Source organism: Mesoflavibacter sp. (genome assembly GCF_964226795.1).
GTDB classification, from domain to species: Bacteria; Bacteroidota; Bacteroidia; order Flavobacteriales; family Flavobacteriaceae; genus Mesoflavibacter; species Mesoflavibacter zeaxanthinifaciens.
Genome location: NZ_CAXQQP010000005.1, coordinates 98817 through 117924, shown reverse-complemented (window position 1 = coordinate 117924; position 19108 = coordinate 98817). Strand labels below are relative to the sequence as shown.

Genomic DNA, 19108 nt, shown 5'->3' with positions numbered 1-19108 from the left:
ACTTATTTTTTAAATTTTAGAGACGATTATATTTCCGTTAACAGTTTGTAGGTTTAATTGATGTAATGCTAGTTTAAATTGCATAACGTCTACTATTCCTGTTTTACTTTTTGCAATGGTTTTTGCGTTGTTTGTTTTAATATTAATAGTTCCGTTTATAGTATTTATTGTTGCATTACCAAAAAACGGATCTAATATACAATTACCAGTTTTTAACTCTATAAACACATTTGGAAATTGACCTTCTATTTTAGTTTGCGCAATATCACTTTTAATATTTAAATCAATATGTTTTGGAATACTTAATTGCAACTCTACAGACAATACTTTATGCGCACTTAACTTGTCATTATCTGCTTTAAATAAAGGTTGAAAGTCTGTAGACAGCCTTAAAACACCTTGGTTAATACTATCGATTATCACTAAATTTTCTGAATGCTCGCCTTCAAATTTAACCAACAAATCAATAGTATTAGATTCACTATTCTTAATGTTAATCTTAAAAATTCCTTCACCATCAATATCAACTTTTTTGATTTTCTGTGCATTCCATTGTTTTTCGGTTTGCTTCTGTGCAATAGAACAATGAACAATTAAAAGAAAAAATAAGACGAGTTTGAATTTCAAAATTTGTGGAAATAAAAAACGCTTCAATTCAACTAATTGAAGCGTTAATTTTTTAAATTATATATTAAGCAACAGCTTATTTTTGCATGTTTTTTGCTTCAATACTTAAGGTTGCGTGTGGCACAAGCTCTAAACGTTTTTTGTTTATTAATTTACCTGTTACACGACAGATACCATAGGTTTTATTCTCTATACGGATTAAAGCATTTTTTAAATCACGAATAAATTTTTCTTGTCTAATAGCTAATTGCGAGTTAGACTCTTTGCTCATTACTTCACTACCTTCGTCAAACGCTTTAAAAGTAGGCGACGTATCGTCTGTACCATTATTATGATCGTTCATATAAGCACTTTTTATTAAATCTAAATCGTGCTGTGCTTTATCGATTTTTTCTTGAATTAAAGCCTTGAACTCTGCTAAGTCTTTATCAGAGTATCTTACGTTTGTATCTGTTGCCATAATTTTTAATTTTTTTGAATAGACAATTTGGTATTTACGTCATCAAAAGCAATTTCTATACCATTGTCTATTTGGTTAATAATTTCAAGATTATCAGTTAAGGTTTCGGTCTTAATATAATCTAGATTGTTGTTAATAGCCTGCTCGATATTTTGGTCGTTTTGGATTTGTACAGTAATTCTATCTGTTACTTCAAATCCTGAGTCTTTACGTAGGTTTTGAATTCGGTTTACTAATTCTCTTGCAATACCTTCTTCACGTAATGGCTCTGTAATAGTTACATCTAAAGCTACTGTTATTTTACCTTCATTAGCAACTAACCAACCTTCAATATCTTGCGATGTTATTTCAACATCTTCACGTTGTAATGTAATAATTTTTCCATTACAATCGATGTCTAAAGTGTTATTTTGTTCAATATTTTTAATATCGTCTGCGCCAAGTTTTTGTATCTCACTAGCAATCAACTTCATATCTTTACCAAAACGTGGTCCAAGTACTTTAAAGTTTGGTTTTATTTGCTTAACTAAGATATCTGAAGCGTCTTCTAAAAGCTCGATTTCTTTAATATTAACCTCGTGTTTTATTAAGTTTTCTACCGCTTTTATTTCTTCTCTTTGCTGTGCAGAATCTACAGGAATCATAATTTTCTGTAGTGGCTGACGTACTTTAATTTTCTCTTTAGCTCTTAACGATAATACTAATGAAGAAATTGTTTGCGCGTTCTCCATTTTTCGCTCTAAAGATTTATCTACAAAGCTTGCATCGTATTTAGGGAAATCTGAAAGGTGAACACTTTCAAACGTCTCTTTTTTAGTTACGCTATTTAAGTCTAAATACAGCTTATCCATAAAGAATGGTGCAATTGGCGCGCCTAACTTTGCAATGGTTACCATACACGTATACAGCGTTTGGTAAGCCGAAATTTTATCGGTTTGGTAATCGCCTTTCCAGAAACGTCTTCTACTTAAACGCACGTACCAGTTACTTAAGTAATCTTGTGTAAAATCTGAAATAGCACGCGCTGCTTTTGTAGGCTCATATTCGGCATAATATTCATCTACTTTTTGAATCAAAGTGTGTAATTCTGAAAGAATCCAACGGTCTAACTCTGGTCGTTCTGCTAAAGGAATTTCTGCTTCAGCATAACTAAATTTATCTAAATTGGTATATAAGCTGAAGAACGAATACGTATTGTACAACGTACCGAAAAACTTACGTTTTACTTCTTCTACACCTTCAATATCAAATTTTAAGTTGTCCCATGGATTGGCATTACCAATCATGTACCAACGTGTGGCATCTGCACCGTAATTATCTAAAGTTTCAAAAGGATCTACTGCGTTACCTAAACGCTTAGACATTTTTTGTCCGTTTTTATCTAAAACTAATCCGTTTGACACTACATTTTTATACGCTACAGAATCGAAAACCATAGTACCAATTGCGTGCAATGTGTAAAACCAACCTCGTGTTTGGTCTACACCTTCGGCAATAAAATCGGCAGGATAAGCTTCGTTATTATCTATTAAGTTTTTGTTTTCAAATGGGTAATGCCACTGCGCGTAAGGCATTGATCCTGAATCAAACCAAACGTCTATCAAGTCGCTTTCACGCTTCATTGATTGACCAGATGGCGATACTAACGTAATTTGATCTACAATGTTTTTATGTAAATCTATTTTATCGTAGTTGTCTTCAGACATGTTACCAACTTCAAAATCTTCAAAAATATCCTTTTGAAGTACGCCAGCTGAAACAGCTTTAGCCATTTCGGCTTTTAATTCTTCAACAGAACCGATACAAATTTCTTCTTTACCATCTTCTGTACGCCAAATTGGTAATGGTATTCCCCAATAACGTGATCGTGATAAATTCCAATCGTTTGCATTAGCTAACCAGTTACCAAAACGTCCTTCTCCTGTAGATTTTGGTTTCCAATTAATGGTTGTATTTAACTCATGCATTCTATCTTTTACGTCTGTTACTTTGATAAACCAAGAATCTAACGGATAGTATAAAATTGGTTTATCTGTACGCCAACAGTTTGGATAGCTATGCTTGTATTTTTCTACTTTAAAAGCTTTGTTTTCTATTTTAAGTTTGATGGCAATTTCTACATCAACTGACTTTTCTGGTGCTTCGCCTTCTGCGTAATATTCATTCTTTACGTATTTACCAGCAAACTCGGTCACTTCTGGTCTAAATTTACCTTGTAAATCTACTAATGGTACCAAGTTATCATTCTCGTCTTTTACCAACATTGGTGGTATTTCTGGTGTTGCTTGTTTTGCCACTAAAGCATCATCTGCACCAAAGGTTGGCGCTGTGTGTACGATACCTGTACCGTCTTCAGTCGTTACGAAATCTCCAGAAATTACTCTAAATGCATTTTCAGGATTATCATTTGGTAATACGTAATCTAACAATTGCTCATACTTGATACCAACTAGGTCTTTTCCTTTAAATTCTTTTACGATGTAAAAAGGAATTTTCTTGTCACCTTCTTTATATTCAATTAATTCTGGCTTTGTTTCAACTTGCTTATACTTACCGTCAAATTGTTTACCAACAAGATTTTTAGCCAATATCACATTCATAGGTTTGAAGGTATATTGGTTATACGTTTCGACTAAAACGTAATCTATTTTTGGACCAACGGTTAATGCTGTATTACTTGGTAATGTCCAAGGTGTTGTAGTCCAAGCTATAAAATGAATATCGCCTTCGTTTTGTAAAAAGTCTGGTAACGTATCTGCTACAGCTTTAAACTGCGCTACTACAGTTGTATCTGTTACATCTTGGTATGTTCCTGGTTGATTAAGCTCGTGAGAACTTAATCCTGTTCCTGCTTTTGGAGAATATGGCTGAATGGTATAGCCTTTATACAACAATTCTTTATTGTAGATTTGCTTTAACAACCACCAAACACTTTCCATATATTTTGGTTTATAGGTAATGTATGGATCGTCCATATCTACCCAATATCCCATTTGTTGGGTTAGGTTATTCCAGATGTCTGTGTAACGCATTACGGCTTTACGACATGCAGCGTTATACTCTTCTACAGTAATTTTTTTACCAATATCTTCTTTGGTAATTCCTAACTCTTTTTCTACACCTAATTCTACTGGTAAACCATGTGTATCCCAACCAGCTTTACGCTTTACTTTGTAACCTTTCATGGTTTTATACCTTGGAAAAATATCTTTAATTGCACGTGCTAATACGTGGTGTACACCAGGTAAACCGTTTGCAGATGGTGGACCTTCAAAAAACACAAAAGGTTCTGCGTTTTCTCGAGAGGTTACACTTTTTTCGAAGATATTATTGTCTTCCCAATAGTTAAGAATTTCTTCTGCTACTTTTGGTAAGTTAAGTCCTTTATATTCAGGAAATCCAGTATTCATGTTTTCGTTTTTCTTATAAGAGTCGCGAAATTAATGAATTCTGTTTAAAAGTCTGATTTTTGAGCATAAAAAAAGCTTCAATTTAGATATTGAAGCTTTTCTTAATTATAATTTTAAAAATTTACATTTTTATAAGCTTTTTTGACTTTACAATTTTGTTTCCATCTAAAATAGACACAAAATAAATACCACTGTTTAAATGATTTAGATTTTTAAACTGTAAAGAGCTAACAGATTTAGACATTCTTTTTTGCTCAATTATTCTTCCTTGTAAATCGGACAGTGTAACTGTTAAATCTTTATTTACACCTCTTGCAAATTTAATAATAAAATCGTTGTTTATTGGATTTGGATAAATACCAAAACTATCTATATTAAAATTAGTAACAGAAAGTGTGTTAGATGTTATGTTTACTGTATAATCCTCATATTCTCCACCGTTATTACCATCGTAAGTCATTGCTTCTGGATCATTAGGTGTCCAGTAGGTTCTTGACGCTATTCTCATTCTGGTATTCCCCAACAAAGCTTCTTCTGGAACAGTAAAACTTCCTGTTCCAGAAACTCCGTGAGGGAATAAATCATCACCGTTTGTTGTCCCCCAAACTCTTTCATTTAAATCATCAAAATCACCGTCTTGGTTATAATCTATCCAAATACTATGTCCTGAAGTCTTGTTCCAAGGATGCGTATTTACTAAAGACACTACAACATTAAATTGATCTAATTGTTTTAAATCTGGAATACTTAAGCCGTCATCTGTATGATTAGAATATCCCATAATATCTTCTGATTGATTTGAACTATTATTTAAAATACTATTAGAATTCTCATCTAAAATTTCAAAATTATTGATATAAAAATCATCTGGATAATAGCTAGCAGTTGGAGTTACATAAGTGATATCTGTTGTAGTAAAGTTAACAATAACACTATATGCTGACTGAGAAGACCCACAATCTGAATTTACTTGTACTTCATAATTTGTTAACATATTTAAACCCGTTAAGGTTAATGAATTCATAGATGAAGTTTGAGTTATCCAAGTAGGTGCTCCTACTTCTCTATATCTTATATTATAAGTAACATCATCTATTAAATCCCAATTTAAATAGGCAGTTGTTGTACCTGGAGTTACGTTAATATTATTAGGTACTGCCAAGGTATTAACTGTTACGTTTTGAGTTGCTGTATCTGTATATGTACCATCATCAAAAACCCATGTGATAACACCTGATTGTCCTGCTGTATAAGTTACTTGATCTGTAGTAGTTGCAATAACTTCGGTACAGGAATTATTAATTAATGATGGTGCAGGAACAGTAATCTCGCAATTACTTACTACATCGTCCAAAACAGGTGCTGTAAAAGCTGCTGGATTTGAATTAGGAACTACTGTTACTTGAGCAGAACATCTACTTTCATTTCCATTATTATCTGTTACTGTTAACCAAACAGTTTGAGGGTTATCAGTATGAGTACAATTAAATGTATCTTGATCTATAACTAAAGATGCAATACCTGCAGAGCCACCAGTAGATCCATTATCTATATCTGCAGGAATAATTTGAGCATTACCTGTAGCATCTAATGTTACAGTAATATCTTGGCAATTAGCTACAGGAGGATTAGATATTGTTACGCCTTGATATTCTATTTTTATTATTACTCCAGGATTTTGAATTGATACACCAGAATTAGATGAAGGACCAGAAGTACCACCACCGTTATCTGTTACTGCATATATTGTTAATCCATCTGGTGAAATTGCTATATCACGATATCTATCATTAGACGCATGAAATTCTTCATAAAAATCTGACACTATATCTTCTCCATCTGGAGTAAGTTTTGCTCTATATATAGTTCCTTTTTTTAAAGAAGGTATTAATAAAGATCTTCCCCATCCTGGAATGTTATTTGTTTCATGTATATCAATACTTGAAGGCGCAGGTGTTGGCCAAGTAAACCAACCTCCAGAAGGATCGTTTGCAATAGTACTATTGTATGTTCCTATTGGAGGCTCAAAATTTGATGGTGCTCCTGATGGATATGATTCAAACTCTGTAGCAGTTTCTGCTCCTGCCGGACAATTATGATCACTAAAATCACTTGCATTACAGGCTCCACCTAAAGAAGACCAGTTACAATATGTATAGGCTAAATTATCGTAATAACCAGCTATTTCTGGCCATCCATAGTTTTTACCACTTTTAATAACGTTTATTTCGTCATCTGTTTTTGGTCCATGCTCTGATGCATATAATTTTCCGTCTTGACTAAAAATAATTCCTTGAGCATTTCTGTGACCATAAGTATACACATGACTTTTAACACCATTTAGAATAGGATTATCATTAGGGATTGACCCATCTATGTTTAGTCTTAAAGTTTTACCTGGATAATTATCATAATCTGTGATACTATTAGGTAATACCTGCGATAGTACAGGGTTACATGAATAGTCAAATTGATTTGCTCCTTGGTCACCAATTGTATAATATAGCTTTAAATCCGGTCCAAAAATTAATCGCCCCGAATTATGGTCTCCACTTGCTGGTATACCTTCAACTATTGTCCCATTAGCATCTAAAGATGTATCTTCTGTTAAGTTTCCTGTTGTATTATTATAAATTAATCTAACAATTCTTAATTTTAAAACTCCACCATCATCATAAGTATAAGCTGCAAAAACATAATTATTTACATTAGTTGCAATGTCCTGATATAAATCTGGATGAATTGCCATACCCATTAATCCGCCTTGTTTAGAATAAGTTACTTTAGTACTTAAGTCTATCATTGTAAATGGAGTATTTGTAGAAGTTGTAGTGCTCACTCTTACAATTTTTTCGCCAACACGCTCTGTAACCCATAAATTATTATCTGGTCCATAAGTAATTTCCCATGGGTAATCTAATGCGTTATCTGCAGTAATTTTTGTTGTTGTCCAATCTGAACCATAAGTTACAGAAGTAGAGCTAGGTGTCATTGAGGTTTGTGCTAATGCTAATTGAGATAGCAATAGGAAACCATAAAAAAAGTATTTCATTGTTGGTTAGGTTAATTTGGGTTTAATTATTTTTTATAATTAATTTCTTGCTAAAAGTACTGTTTTTTGTCTTAACGTAAGCAATGTAAACACCGTCACTTTGTTGATTTAATAAAACTCCAGAAGCTGCTTCGGTAATATTAATATCTTTTTTTGATAGTATTTTTTGACCTAATGCATTATATAAATCCAACTGCTCTATATTTTCGTTTAGATTTTTAATATGCAAACTATTACTAGAATTATTGTAATAGATATTTAATTGCTGCAGTGAATTTTGTTCTATTGAGAGTGTTTCTGAATTTTGAAATACTACTTTGAACCTACTTGGAAAATCTCCTGCATCTGAATTAAAAGAATATTCTTGAGTTGATGTTAAATCATGGTAATAATTATTAAAACTATCAAAAAGATATATCTGCTGGCTACTATTTAAGTTTAACAGCTCCTTTTGATTTATAGTATACATACCATTTTGAGATGCTTTAAAATGTAAAGCAACTTCTTTTTCTGCATATATTGGTCCATAAGCTTGTATTACCATCTTTTTATCTTGTAATGGTAAATATAAATCGTTAGAATTTAACTCGTAAGCCTTACTATCGTATCCATAATCGTAATCATCTGTAGTAAAATTACTAAAACCTAGAACCAACTCTCTTCCTAAATTATTTTGAGTTTTAAACTGTAATCGTAACGATGTTATTGAATCTTGAGATGTACTACTTGCACTATTTGTACTGTTATCACTAGTCCTGAAAAACACAGAATCTCCAGATGCTTCTGTTTTAAATATTCTTTGATTGTTATTAAATTGTATTTCACCTGTATTTTCAACTTCAACTATAAATCCTTGCGCAACTGGCAAATATCTTGTTGGTGTTTTGGTTCCGTCTTGTGAACCATTATCAGCTCCATTTAATCCTACAAATTGATAGGCTTCTACATATGTCCATAGGTTAAGAGTTGCATATCCGCCTTGATATTGAGCTAAAACATGTGTGTCTCCTGCCCATTGTTCCCAAAGATATATTTCACCACTTATTACACCTGCATTATCATTTATAAATTGATTTGTATCTAAAGCCGAAGGATAAGGATTACCTAATAAATATTCTGTTTTACTACTTCCTCCTACAGATCCTGGTCCACCTGTATCTATACCGTTAATTGATACCAAACCATTATTTGGTCGTCCTTCAAAAACATATTGAAACTCTGATCCTCCTAAACCAGTACCTTTATGTATATAACCAACACCAACATCTATTGGATCTGTAGCGTTTATATTATTCCAGTGATAATATGAATAACCATTTTCAAAAGTATACGTCCAATAGGTACTTATTTTGCCTATTTCATCATAAGCTGTAGTAAATTCAATAGGTGATAATGTATTATCTTTTAATTGATTTAATTGAAATGTAGCGTTATTTACATAACCTGAAGCGTTGTTATTTGATAAGGATGTGTTTTGAAGAGCTCCAACTGGCGATCCCCAATAATTGTATCTATAAAAATTTGATAATCCTTCTTGTCTTCTGTAAATTTTACCATTAATAGAAGTTACTAAATCACTAGTATTTGTTTGTATTAGTTGCGAATCTGATTTTAAATCTATTGTTCCATTTAAACTAAGATACCAAGTATTATTTATATAATTATCATTATTTACCTCTAGAAGGTTATTATCCGAGATAATTAAACCTAAATTAGTATGAGAATTATTAGTTGTAATATTGTTATTTATTTGTACAATACTCCAATCTTTATTAGTTACAACAGCAGCAATGTCCCAAACATTTCCGTGTAACCAAGACGCACTATCTGTCCAAGAACCATCAGCGTTAGTTTGATATGGCAATGGAGCCGTTTGAAAATAAATATTTTTAATATTATATAATTTTGCTCCTGTATATAAGTCTATTGCAGAAGTTACTTTGTTATCTGTTATATCATCTTTAAAAATATCCATTTTATAATATTTCAATAAATTAACTCCTGTACTATTTGCTGAAATATCTTTAGGAATGATTAAACCTTGATTAAAGTTTGTGGATTCATCTAACTCTTGATATACTGTTTTTTGAATTTCTTCTGAAGTTAAAGAAATATTATAAACTCTAACCTCATCTATTTCTCCATGAAAATAATTATTGTCCACATTAGCTAGCTTTCCTATTGTTAAGTTTGAACTATCTAATGCTACACCACCAGAAGAGGTATTACCTTCTTGTTCTCCATTAATGTATAATACTGAAGAAGATCCATTTGTACTAACAGCAACATGTGTCCAAATATTATTATTTACAACAGTAGAAGATGTTATTATAGTCGAACCATTTAACACAAATGAAACTGTATTATCCGTATTAAGTCTTATGTAAATATTTGATTGTCCTGCTATTACTTGATTATTAGCCGTAGTATTTGATCCTTCTGTTTTTACCCACGCAGATAAAGATGCATCTCCTGATGTTAAAATTGTTGTATCTTCAACATAGTCGTTTCTACCATCAAAAAACAAACTATATGACCCATCTAGATCTCTTGGAGAACCGTAAACAATATTGCTAGTATCAAAAGCATCTGAGACACCATCGTGATCTGCATCTGCAATAACATCTATAACACCATTATTATCACTATCTAAACTATAAAAAATAGTCTGACTAATATCTGTTCCGTTAGCAGCATTGTTAGAACTATCATTACTATCAATATCCAAGTAATCTGGTATACCATCTCCATCTGAATCAACAGGAAAGTTATAACCATTAATTCCTGCTCCATGATCAGATTCATCTGCGTCATCATCATTTCCGTCTATTAATGCTAATAGTCCGTCGTTATCAAAATTATCATTATTAACACCTGTTCCTGCATCTGTTCCGTCTCCAACACCATCTCCATCAATATCTAAATCTCCAAAGCCATCATTTTCAACCACATCAAAAACAGAGTCATTATCTGAGTCTAAGTCTATATAATCTGGTACACCATCTCCATCTGTATCTAAAGCTGTTTGACCTTCTAAATTATCATGCATCCCATTACCATTAGAATCTACCCATGATACATCAGACCAAACTAACCCATCTCTATCAAAATCATTCACACTTAAATATCCTCCAAATTCGTATACATTAGGTATACCATCATTATCATTATCTAAATCAAATACGTCTGCAACACCATCTCCATCAAGGTCACAAAGTGTTTGTGTTATCCTAATATCATCTAAAGCTAAATCGTTACCTAAACCACCAGGAGAATTATTAATAAATTGTATAATAAACTCTGATTCATTAAAAGACAATGTTGTTCCAAATTCTTTCCAAACAGAATCTACGCAACTATTACCAGAGTCACATCTTGTAATATCACCTGTATCAAAAGAAGCTAATTCTGTAGCATAGTCTGTAGTCAAAAACTTAACAGTAATATTTGGGTTAATTCTTGGTAATTCTCCTGCGCTAAATCTATTATCTGCATTATCTATATTTAATGCCCAAAAACTGTAATTAACTGGCACATTAGGTAAAATACCTGATATTGCTGTTTCATAAAATACACCAGGATCTTCTGCCGCATTAAAAATTGCCATCCTTCCATTAGTATCTCCAGGTGTATGATCTTCACCTTTATACCAAGCATAATAAGCAAATGTTGCAATGTTTTCTCCTGTTGCTGTTACTGTAGTGTTTGTACTATCTCCATTTGTTATAGAATAATGTACTGTATACTCTCCATCATTTAAATTTACATCTCCATCACACTCTCCAGAAGCTTGACCATTTACTCCATCTTCATAACAGTAAGATGTTGTTACTCCTGGTGTGTTTCCGTTTATTGATGATCTATTAATTCCTGCTCCAAAGTCTTCATTTAAAAACTCAGTTTCAACAACTGTAGAATTACTATACATTAAACATTGTAACTGCTCTTCACCATCTGCAATACCATCGTTATCATCATCTATATCAATATTATCTGAAACGCCATCTCCATCTGTATCTGGATACAAAACATCTCCTTCACCTCTAATAGAAAATGTAAACGGATTTTCGTCTGGATCATCTGAAGTAATTACTACAACTGCTGTTATATTATTGTTTATTGCACTAGGATCAAAACTTATTATAAAGGTTTCACTTGCACCAGAAGCTATACTTGTTCCTGGAGCTGGTTGTGCTGTTACTGTAAAATCTGGACTAGATCCTACCTGAAATTGAACAGGTAACGCACCTAAAACCAATGGTAAAGACCCATTATTTGTTATAGTAAACACTCTTGATTTAGCTCCTCCATTAATATCATAAGTACCAAAATCTGTAAAACTAGAATACGTCGTTTCTGTTTGGCCATTAGTAATATTAGTATTATTACCAATTACTGTTATGTCTTGAGGAGAATTTGGGTCTAAACCTATATTTACCGTATAGTCTTCGTAATCTAAAACATTAGCAGAAGAGTCTGAACACGCTTCTCCTGGAGACCAATATTGCCTCATACCTATACGCATTCTTGTATTACCAGATAAAGCAGTAGCTGGTACTATAAATTGTTGTGTAGCATACGGAAATGCAGTGTTGGGCTCTTCTCCTCCACCATTACCGCCAGATCTGTAAATTCTTTCTGTTCCTGTATCAAAAATACCGTCTTGATTAAAATCTATAAACGCAACCCATCCAGATCTATGATTTGCTGCATTTAAAGTCTGAGTATCACTACCTATTAATATTGAAAGATCATATGTATTACCAAAATATAAATCTGCAGCAGGTAAATGAGAGAAATCTTCATATCCATCACCATCGCCAGAGTTATTATTAATTGTAATCGTTTCTCCCGGCAACGTAACATTAGAAAGATATCTTATTCCTCCATTTGTTGAGGCTACAGGTGTACAATAAATATCGGTTACTGTAATATTTACAATACCTGTTTCGCATTGATTAATGTTATTACACAACGTATATGTAAAACTATCTGCACCTAAATAATTTGCATTAGGTATATATTCAAAAACACCATCAGTAAGTTCGGTAACAATACCGTTTGATGGCGAAGATGCTAATGCATAATTATCAGAATCTCCTCCAACAGTGCCTACATAATCATTAGTAGATACATCTATTTGATTATCTATACCTGAGCCACTATTAACCACAACTTCTAGTTGGTCATCAATTACTACTGGTGTTGCAGAAGCCTGCACAACATTTAATGTATAATCTTCTACATCTCCTCTATAGGTATTGGTGAAATCGCAACCATCACTAGACAATACACCTGCATTACCGCTACAGTTATCACAATAAGCAGCTTGTATTCTAATTTTTGATGTACCTAAATTAGCTGATGGTTTAACAGTAAAACTGCCTGTTATTGTATGAGAGGTATTATTATTTTGCCCAAAATGTTGAGAAAAAACTTGTGTATAATTTTCATTATTATCATAATCTATCCAAATTGCAACCTCTACACTTCCCCAAGTATTTCCACCTTTATTGTTTTCTATAGAAAAACTATAAGTATTTCCTGCTGTTACATTTACAGACTGACTTGTGTAATCTGTATATCTAGTATTAGAATTACTATTATTGATAGTTGAAGCAGCGTCTCCAAAGATTTCTACTTTGGATATATGATGTCCATTCCAGTCCACAAGATCATTACCTCCTAATGAATTAATATTATAACTACATTGAGCATTAAGATTTGTGGTGTAAATTACAAATAAGACAATAAGCAATGAAACGAATTTGTTTTGGTTAAAATTCATAGCGATCATATTTTAGATTTGGTTACTACTATTTTAGTAGTGTTTGGGCAAATCAAAATTAATTTAAACGCAATAGATTACACCAAAATAATCGATATCTTGTAGAAAATTCCGACAAGTAGTTTTATTATGTAAAAATAACCGACAAGACGTCTTCTATTTTTGTAACCAACTGAATCTTAATACCTTTAGGCTTAATCGTTATTTTATTAAATTTAGACACAAAAATGGTTGAAAAACCTAGCTTTTCAGCTTCTTGAATACGTTGCTCTACGCGTTGTACTGGTCTAATTTCTCCAGACAGACCAACTTCTGCAGCAAAACAAAAATCGGTTTGAAGTGGCTCGTCTTCATTTGAAGATAAAATGGCAGCTACTACTGCTAAATCTATTGCTGGATCATCAACATTAATGCCACCAGTTATATTTAAAAAAACATCTTTAGCGCCTAATCTAAATCCTGCACGCTTTTCTAAAACTGCCAATAACATATTTAAACGTTTGGCATTAAAACCTGTAGCACTTCGTTGTGGCGTACCATACACAGCTGTACTTACCAGCGCTTGTACTTCTATCATTAAAGGACGCATACCTTCTAAAGTTGCAGCAACTGCATTACCTGATAAAGCTTCGTCTTTTTGAGAAATTAAAATTTCGCTTGGGTTAGACACTTCTCTTAAACCAGATCCTTGCATTTCATATATACCTAGCTCGTTTGTAGATCCAAAACGGTTTTTGTTTGCTCTTAAAATCCTGAATACATGATTACGATCGCCTTCAAACTGAAGTACAGTATCTACCATATGTTCTAGTATTTTAGGTCCTGCAATGTGACCATCTTTTGTAATATGCCCAATTAAGATTACTGGTGTATTAGTTTCTTTAGCAAACTTGATTAGCTCTGTAGTACATTCTTTAATTTGCGAAATGCTTCCGCTAGAACTTTCAATATAATCACTATGCAATGTTTGAATGGAATCTACAATAACTATATCAGGCTCAATTGCTTCAATTTGCTTAAAGATATTTTGTGTTTTGGTTTCGGTTAAAATGTAGCAGGTTTCGTTATTTGGATTAATACGTTCTGCTCTCATTTTTATTTGTTTCTGGCTTTCTTCACCTGAAATATACAACGTTTTGTAAGGTAATTTTAAGGACACTTGAAGCAGCAATGTACTCTTACCAATACCAGGTTCTCCTCCTAAAAGCGTTAAAGAGCCAGGCACAATCCCACCACCTAAAACACGGTTAAATTCGGCATCATTAGTATCTAATCTTAGATCTTGAGACGAATCAATTTCTTTTAGCTTTAAAGGCTTTGAAACTCTTTTTGAAGTGTTGGATGTTGATGTTTTCCAATCGTTTTTTTCAGGCTTTTGCACCACTTCTTCTACAATGGTATTCCACTCTTTACAAGATGTACATTGACCTTGCCATTTAGAAAATTGTGTGCCACAATTTTGACAAAAAAACGTTGTTTTTACTTTTGCCATTAATACCCAAAATCTGCTTTAATTTGTTCTGCTAATTCTAAAACTAAATCTTTTGTAATACCTCCTATTTCTTGTAAAACATATGCAGATTGATATGTTTTCATTGCTTTTTTAGACTTACCCGTTTCTTCGTAAAAACGACCAAGATAATAATGTCCAAGTAAGGTATCTGGGTATTCTTTACGAGCTAAATTACCTAAATCTTCAAAGTATTCGTACTTTTCTTTTTTCTTAATCGCAGCTTCGATTGCTTTAAAATCGTTAATTAAAATTGGTTTTTTTATACCGAAAAGCGTTTCTATAGTTTCATATTTTTCTTTTAAATAATCAACCGGATTTCCTTCAAGATTTAGAACAGTTTCTTTGTATTCTTTTAAACTTATTGGTTGAAATACTAAGAATATTTTTTGTAAAGCTTTTGGGATAGCCTGCGCAGGTAAAGAATAATGTGTCGCGTCTGTAAAAACTTCAGAATGATCTAAAAGATTATCATTTTCTATTGAAGAAATACTTTTTGCTAACGCTTCTGTTTCTTCTTTAATGTTACCCTTATCATTGTTTGCTGCTGCTAAATAATAGAATATTTTTTGTTCTAATTTTGGCATTTTCTCTGTTAGATATGTTTTCATATCTGGCGCCAAACTTGGACTTAAACTAATATATGCTTGAAATAAAGGAACTCCTTTTAATAAATAGTAATTAATAAAGTTTGCTGTTTGCCCATGTCCAACTGCTACTTTAAAATTTTCTGTACGGAAATTTTTATCTATAAACGGAATAAGCTCCATACTTACAAACTCAAAAAAAGCAGCACCAGTCTCTATTGGTAGCGAGTTTTGCTCGCTGTAAAAACAATCTGCTTCACGTTTTTGATATTGATTTATTCCTACTACGATTGCTTCTGGCATATCTTCCCAATAGGCTGCATAATCTACGTTTCCTGCTACGATTTCGAATAAATAATCTCCGTCAAAAACGACAACTACCGGATATTTTTTATCTGAAGTATCGTAGTTACGTGGTACTTGAATTTTTAGTTGACGAGATTCGCCTAACTTTTCAGAGTTTATTTCTTTATAAATGGTTTGGGATGTTAGCGTATTGCTTAAAACTAACGTTATTAGCAGTAATAAAAAACGTTTCATAAGGTTAATAGATTAAGTTTAGTGCAATGTACAAATTATTTGTTTCGGTTAAAAAAAGGAAGATACAATAAAGATAGTCCTCCTAAAACAAATATTAATAAGGTTTGGGATGTCCACATAATCCACCCAAATGCACGACTTGGATCTTCAGGTAAACCAAATAATGTAAAAGCTATTACAATTGCTTCTGGGTATGATCCAATACCTCCATTTGTTGCTGCTATACTAAAAGTAGCTAAAATAAACCCTATTAAAACAGCTCCAATAGATACATTACCCAGATCCTTTATAGCAAATGTGGTTATATAAAACATTGAAATATACATTGCCCAAATAAAGAATGTATGGAAGATAAAAGCCCACTTTTTTTTCATTTTAAAGACACTTAACGCACCTTCTATTAAACCATTGGCAAAATTTTTAATTTTGATAGCTATTTTTGAACTACTCTTTTTGATATAAATTATTGAAAGAAATCCTAAAATCAATAAAATTGAAAAGGCAATTATAAGCTTGATTGGATTGAATTTTTCTGCAAAAAAATTAAAGATGAATTCAAATTGAAGTATTAGCGTAACTCCTATTATTAATAGCATGACTATAAAGTCTGCAACACGCTCTGCAACAATAGTCCCAAAACCTTTTTGAAAAGGCACACCTTCGTAATTTGTTAAGACGGTTGCTCTTGCCACTTCGCCTGCTCGTGGTATAGTGTAATTTATTAAATAAGCAGCAAAAACTGCCATTATACTATTACCCATTTTTACTTTATAACCCATTGGCTCTAACATAAACAACCAACGGTAAGCTCTTGATAAATGACTTAATAAACCAAAAATAACACCTAAAAAGATATAAAGATAATTGGCATTTTTAAAATATTCTAATAAGCCAGAGATTGATATTTTAGATAAAGAATACCAGATTAAAAAAACTCCCAATAAAATTGGGAGCACTATTTTTAAAACTTGTATTATCGGTCTTTTAGACATCTATTTTAGAAGATTTGTTGCTTCATCAGGAAATACTAATGATGGTTTAAATACCTTAGCTTCTTCAATATCCATAAAAGCATAAGTGATTAAAATTAACACATCTCCTGGAGATACTAATCTTGCTGCTGCTCCGTTTAAGGTTATTTCACCAGAATTACGTGGACCTGGTATTGCATAGGTCTCTAATCGTGCGCCATTATTATTATTTACAATCTGCACTTTTTCGCCTTGAATAATATTGGCTGCATCCATTAAATCTTCATCAATGGTTATACTTCCAATATAATTTAGGTCTGCACCTGTTACTTTTACACGATGAATTTTTGATTTTACTACTTGAATTTGCATGGGACAAAGATAATTAATTTAAAGCTATATTGTCAATTAGCCGAATTTTTCCTGCATATACTGCAATAAAAGCTCTGTATTGCTTGTTTTTAGATTTACGTTTTACTGTTTTTAGGGTTGCTTCGTCTGCTATGGTAAAATATTCCAACTCTAACAATTCGTGATTAGCAAACTGATTTTCAACCCATTCTACAACTTTATTAGCACTTTTTGTGCCAAACTTTTCTTTGGCAGCTTTTAATGTCTTATAAATAAAAGGCGCTACTACCTTATGCTCTGGTTTTAATCTTGTGTTACGAGAACTTAACGCTAAACCATTAGCGTCTCGTTTAATTTTACAACCTACAATATTAACAGGTATATTATATTTTGAAACTAGCTTTTTTATAATTGCTAATTGCTGAAAGTCTTTTTCTCCAAAATAAGCATTATTAGGCTTTACAATATCAAACAAAAGTTTTACAATTGTTCCTACGCCATCAAAATGACCGTCTCTAAATTTACCTTCCATTTGATGTTCTAATCCATCAAAATTAAATTTTTTAGATTTAGTTTCACCTTCATAAATATCCTCTACCGTTGGTGCATAAACAATAATTTTGTCAGATAAAGTATTCAACAAGTCAACGTCTTGTTGTAAATTTCGTGGATATTTTTTTAAATCTTCAGAGTTATCAAATTGTGTTGGATTTACAAAAATACTGACTACAACCAGATTATTATTAGCTAAAGCCTCTTCAACTAAACTTAAATGACCTTGATGTAATGCACCCATAGTTGGTACAAATCCAACGGTCGTAATTTCTTCCTTTAAAGAAGAAATCTTAGCATTAAGTTCGTCTTTTTTTCTAAAAACAATCATTGTTTATTATTTAATTAACGCATGCAAACTTAATCTTTTAGTGGCAATCTGCATAAAATTTTGTACTTTTGCGTGTTTTTTAATTTTAATTCTAAAAAGCTAATAATTTATGAAAGATAAGAGGATATTATATGTATCATCTGAAGTGGTGCCTTATTTACCAGAAACTGAAATTTCGTCAATGTCGTTTGAAACACCTAGAATGGTGAATCAACAAGGAGGGCAAATAAGAATTTTTATGCCTAGATATGGCAATATAAATGAAAGAAGACACCAATTACATGAAGTAATACGCTTATCTGGAATAAACCTTGTTATTAACGATTTAGATATGCCTTTAATTATTAAAGTTGCATCTATACCTAAAGAAAGAATTCAGGTATATTTTATCGATAATGACGAATACTTTAAAAGAAAAGCAACATTTACAGATGAAAACGGTAACCTTTTTGAAGATAATGACGAACGCGCTATTTTCTTTGCAAAAGGAGTAATTGAAACTGTAAAAAAATTAAATTGGTCACCAGATATTATTCATGTACATGGTTGGCTAGCATCTTTATTGCCATTATACTTAAAACAGTTTTATAAAGATGAACCTTTGTTTAATCAAAGTAAAATTGTAACATCTGTTTACAGTCAAAGCTTTGACGAGACGTTAAATAAAGATCTAATTAATAAAATAAAATTTGATGGTATAGAAGAAGATCAGATTAAGGTTTTAGAAAATCCTTCATACTCAAACCTAATGAAGGTTGCAATAGACCAATCTGACGCTTTAATAGTTGGTTCTGAAGATATTCCTGAAGATTTAACAAAACATTTAAAAGATTCTAAAAAACCTGTCTTAGATTACCAACCGAAAGATGAATTTAGTGAAGCTTACACTAATTTTTACAATAATGACGTTTTAAGCTAATAAAAGCATA

General features: G+C 32.1%; 11 protein-coding genes. 1 reads left to right on the top strand and 10 read right to left on the bottom strand.

The window, feature by feature from the left end:
• Window positions 1-9 precede the first annotated feature (9 nt).
• From ACEQT4_RS02830 to panC, 10 genes are all read right to left on the bottom strand, one after another.
• Window positions 10-627 carry a hypothetical protein gene (locus tag ACEQT4_RS02830; protein WP_370225921.1) on the bottom strand — a complete coding sequence of 206 codons (618 nt, stop codon included), beginning with the start codon at window positions 625-627 and terminating at the stop codon, window positions 10-12.
• A gap of 76 nt (window positions 628-703) precedes the next feature.
• On the bottom strand, window positions 704-1087 hold the full coding sequence (locus ACEQT4_RS02825) for a TraR/DksA C4-type zinc finger protein (protein WP_027879607.1): 384 nt from the start codon (window positions 1085-1087) through the stop codon (window positions 704-706).
• Between the two features lie 5 nt (window positions 1088-1092).
• Window positions 1093-4497 carry an isoleucine--tRNA ligase gene (gene ileS / locus ACEQT4_RS02820; protein ID WP_370225920.1) on the bottom strand — a complete coding sequence of 1135 codons (3405 nt, stop codon included), beginning with the start codon at window positions 4495-4497 and terminating at the stop codon, window positions 1093-1095.
• Between the two features lie 121 nt (window positions 4498-4618).
• On the bottom strand, window positions 4619-7549 hold the full coding sequence (locus ACEQT4_RS02815) for a PQQ-dependent sugar dehydrogenase (RefSeq protein WP_370225918.1): 2931 nt from the start codon (window positions 7547-7549) through the stop codon (window positions 4619-4621).
• Between the two features lie 22 nt (window positions 7550-7571).
• The gene (locus ACEQT4_RS02810) at window positions 7572-13337 is read right to left on the bottom strand and encodes a LamG-like jellyroll fold domain-containing protein (RefSeq protein WP_370225917.1); all 5766 of its coding nucleotides are present in this window, start codon (window positions 13335-13337) and stop codon (window positions 7572-7574) included.
• A gap of 127 nt (window positions 13338-13464) precedes the next feature.
• Window positions 13465-14829 (bottom strand): DNA repair protein RadA, encoded by a 1365-nt coding sequence (gene radA / locus ACEQT4_RS02805; RefSeq protein ID WP_370225916.1) that lies wholly within the window; start codon window positions 14827-14829, stop codon window positions 13465-13467.
• A complete protein-coding gene (locus tag ACEQT4_RS02800; protein WP_370225915.1) occupies window positions 14829-15974 on the bottom strand; it encodes an alpha/beta hydrolase in 1146 nt (381 codons plus the stop codon). Before ACEQT4_RS02800 ends, radA begins: the two co-directional genes overlap by 1 nt.
• A gap of 35 nt (window positions 15975-16009) precedes the next feature.
• Window positions 16010-16966 carry a YbhN family protein gene (locus ACEQT4_RS02795; RefSeq protein ID WP_370225913.1) on the bottom strand — a complete coding sequence of 319 codons (957 nt, stop codon included), beginning with the start codon at window positions 16964-16966 and terminating at the stop codon, window positions 16010-16012.
• The gene (gene panD / locus ACEQT4_RS02790) at window positions 16967-17317 is read right to left on the bottom strand and encodes an aspartate 1-decarboxylase (protein ID WP_027879612.1); all 351 of its coding nucleotides are present in this window, start codon (window positions 17315-17317) and stop codon (window positions 16967-16969) included.
• Window positions 17318-17330: 13 nt separating this feature from the next.
• Window positions 17331-18179, bottom strand: a complete 849-nt coding sequence (gene panC, locus ACEQT4_RS02785) for a pantoate--beta-alanine ligase (protein WP_370225912.1) — start codon at window positions 18177-18179, stop codon at window positions 17331-17333.
• 109 nt (window positions 18180-18288) lie between these two features.
• Between panC and ACEQT4_RS02780 the strand changes: the two genes are divergently transcribed.
• Window positions 18289-19098: a glycogen/starch synthase gene (locus ACEQT4_RS02780; RefSeq protein ID WP_370225911.1), complete on the top strand. Its 810-nt coding sequence runs from the start codon at window positions 18289-18291 to the stop codon at window positions 19096-19098.
• Window positions 19099-19108: the final 10 nt, after the last annotated feature.

Excerpts from the sequence above, each read along its gene's own strand:
- ACEQT4_RS02795 (WP_370225913.1), bottom strand. The coding sequence starts at position 16,966 with ATGTCTAAAAGACCGATAATACAAGTTTTAAAAATAGTGCTCCCAATT.
- ileS (WP_370225920.1), bottom strand. The coding sequence starts at position 4,497 with ATGAATACTGGATTTCCTGAATATAAAGGACTTAACTTACCAAAAGTA.
- ACEQT4_RS02780 (WP_370225911.1), top strand. The coding sequence starts at position 18,289 with ATGAAAGATAAGAGGATATTATATGTATCATCTGAAGTGGTGCCTTAT.
- ACEQT4_RS02800 (WP_370225915.1), bottom strand. The coding sequence starts at position 15,974 with ATGAAACGTTTTTTATTACTGCTAATAACGTTAGTTTTAAGCAATACG.
- panC (WP_370225912.1), bottom strand. The coding sequence starts at position 18,179 with ATGATTGTTTTTAGAAAAAAAGACGAACTTAATGCTAAGATTTCTTCT.
- ACEQT4_RS02810 (WP_370225917.1), bottom strand. The coding sequence starts at position 13,337 with ATGAATTTTAACCAAAACAAATTCGTTTCATTGCTTATTGTCTTATTT.
- ACEQT4_RS02815 (WP_370225918.1), bottom strand. The coding sequence starts at position 7,549 with ATGAAATACTTTTTTTATGGTTTCCTATTGCTATCTCAATTAGCATTA.
- panD (WP_027879612.1), bottom strand. The coding sequence starts at position 17,317 with ATGCAAATTCAAGTAGTAAAATCAAAAATTCATCGTGTAAAAGTAACA.
- radA (WP_370225916.1), bottom strand. The coding sequence starts at position 14,829 with ATGGCAAAAGTAAAAACAACGTTTTTTTGTCAAAATTGTGGCACACAA.
- ACEQT4_RS02825 (WP_027879607.1), bottom strand. The coding sequence starts at position 1,087 with ATGGCAACAGATACAAACGTAAGATACTCTGATAAAGACTTAGCAGAG.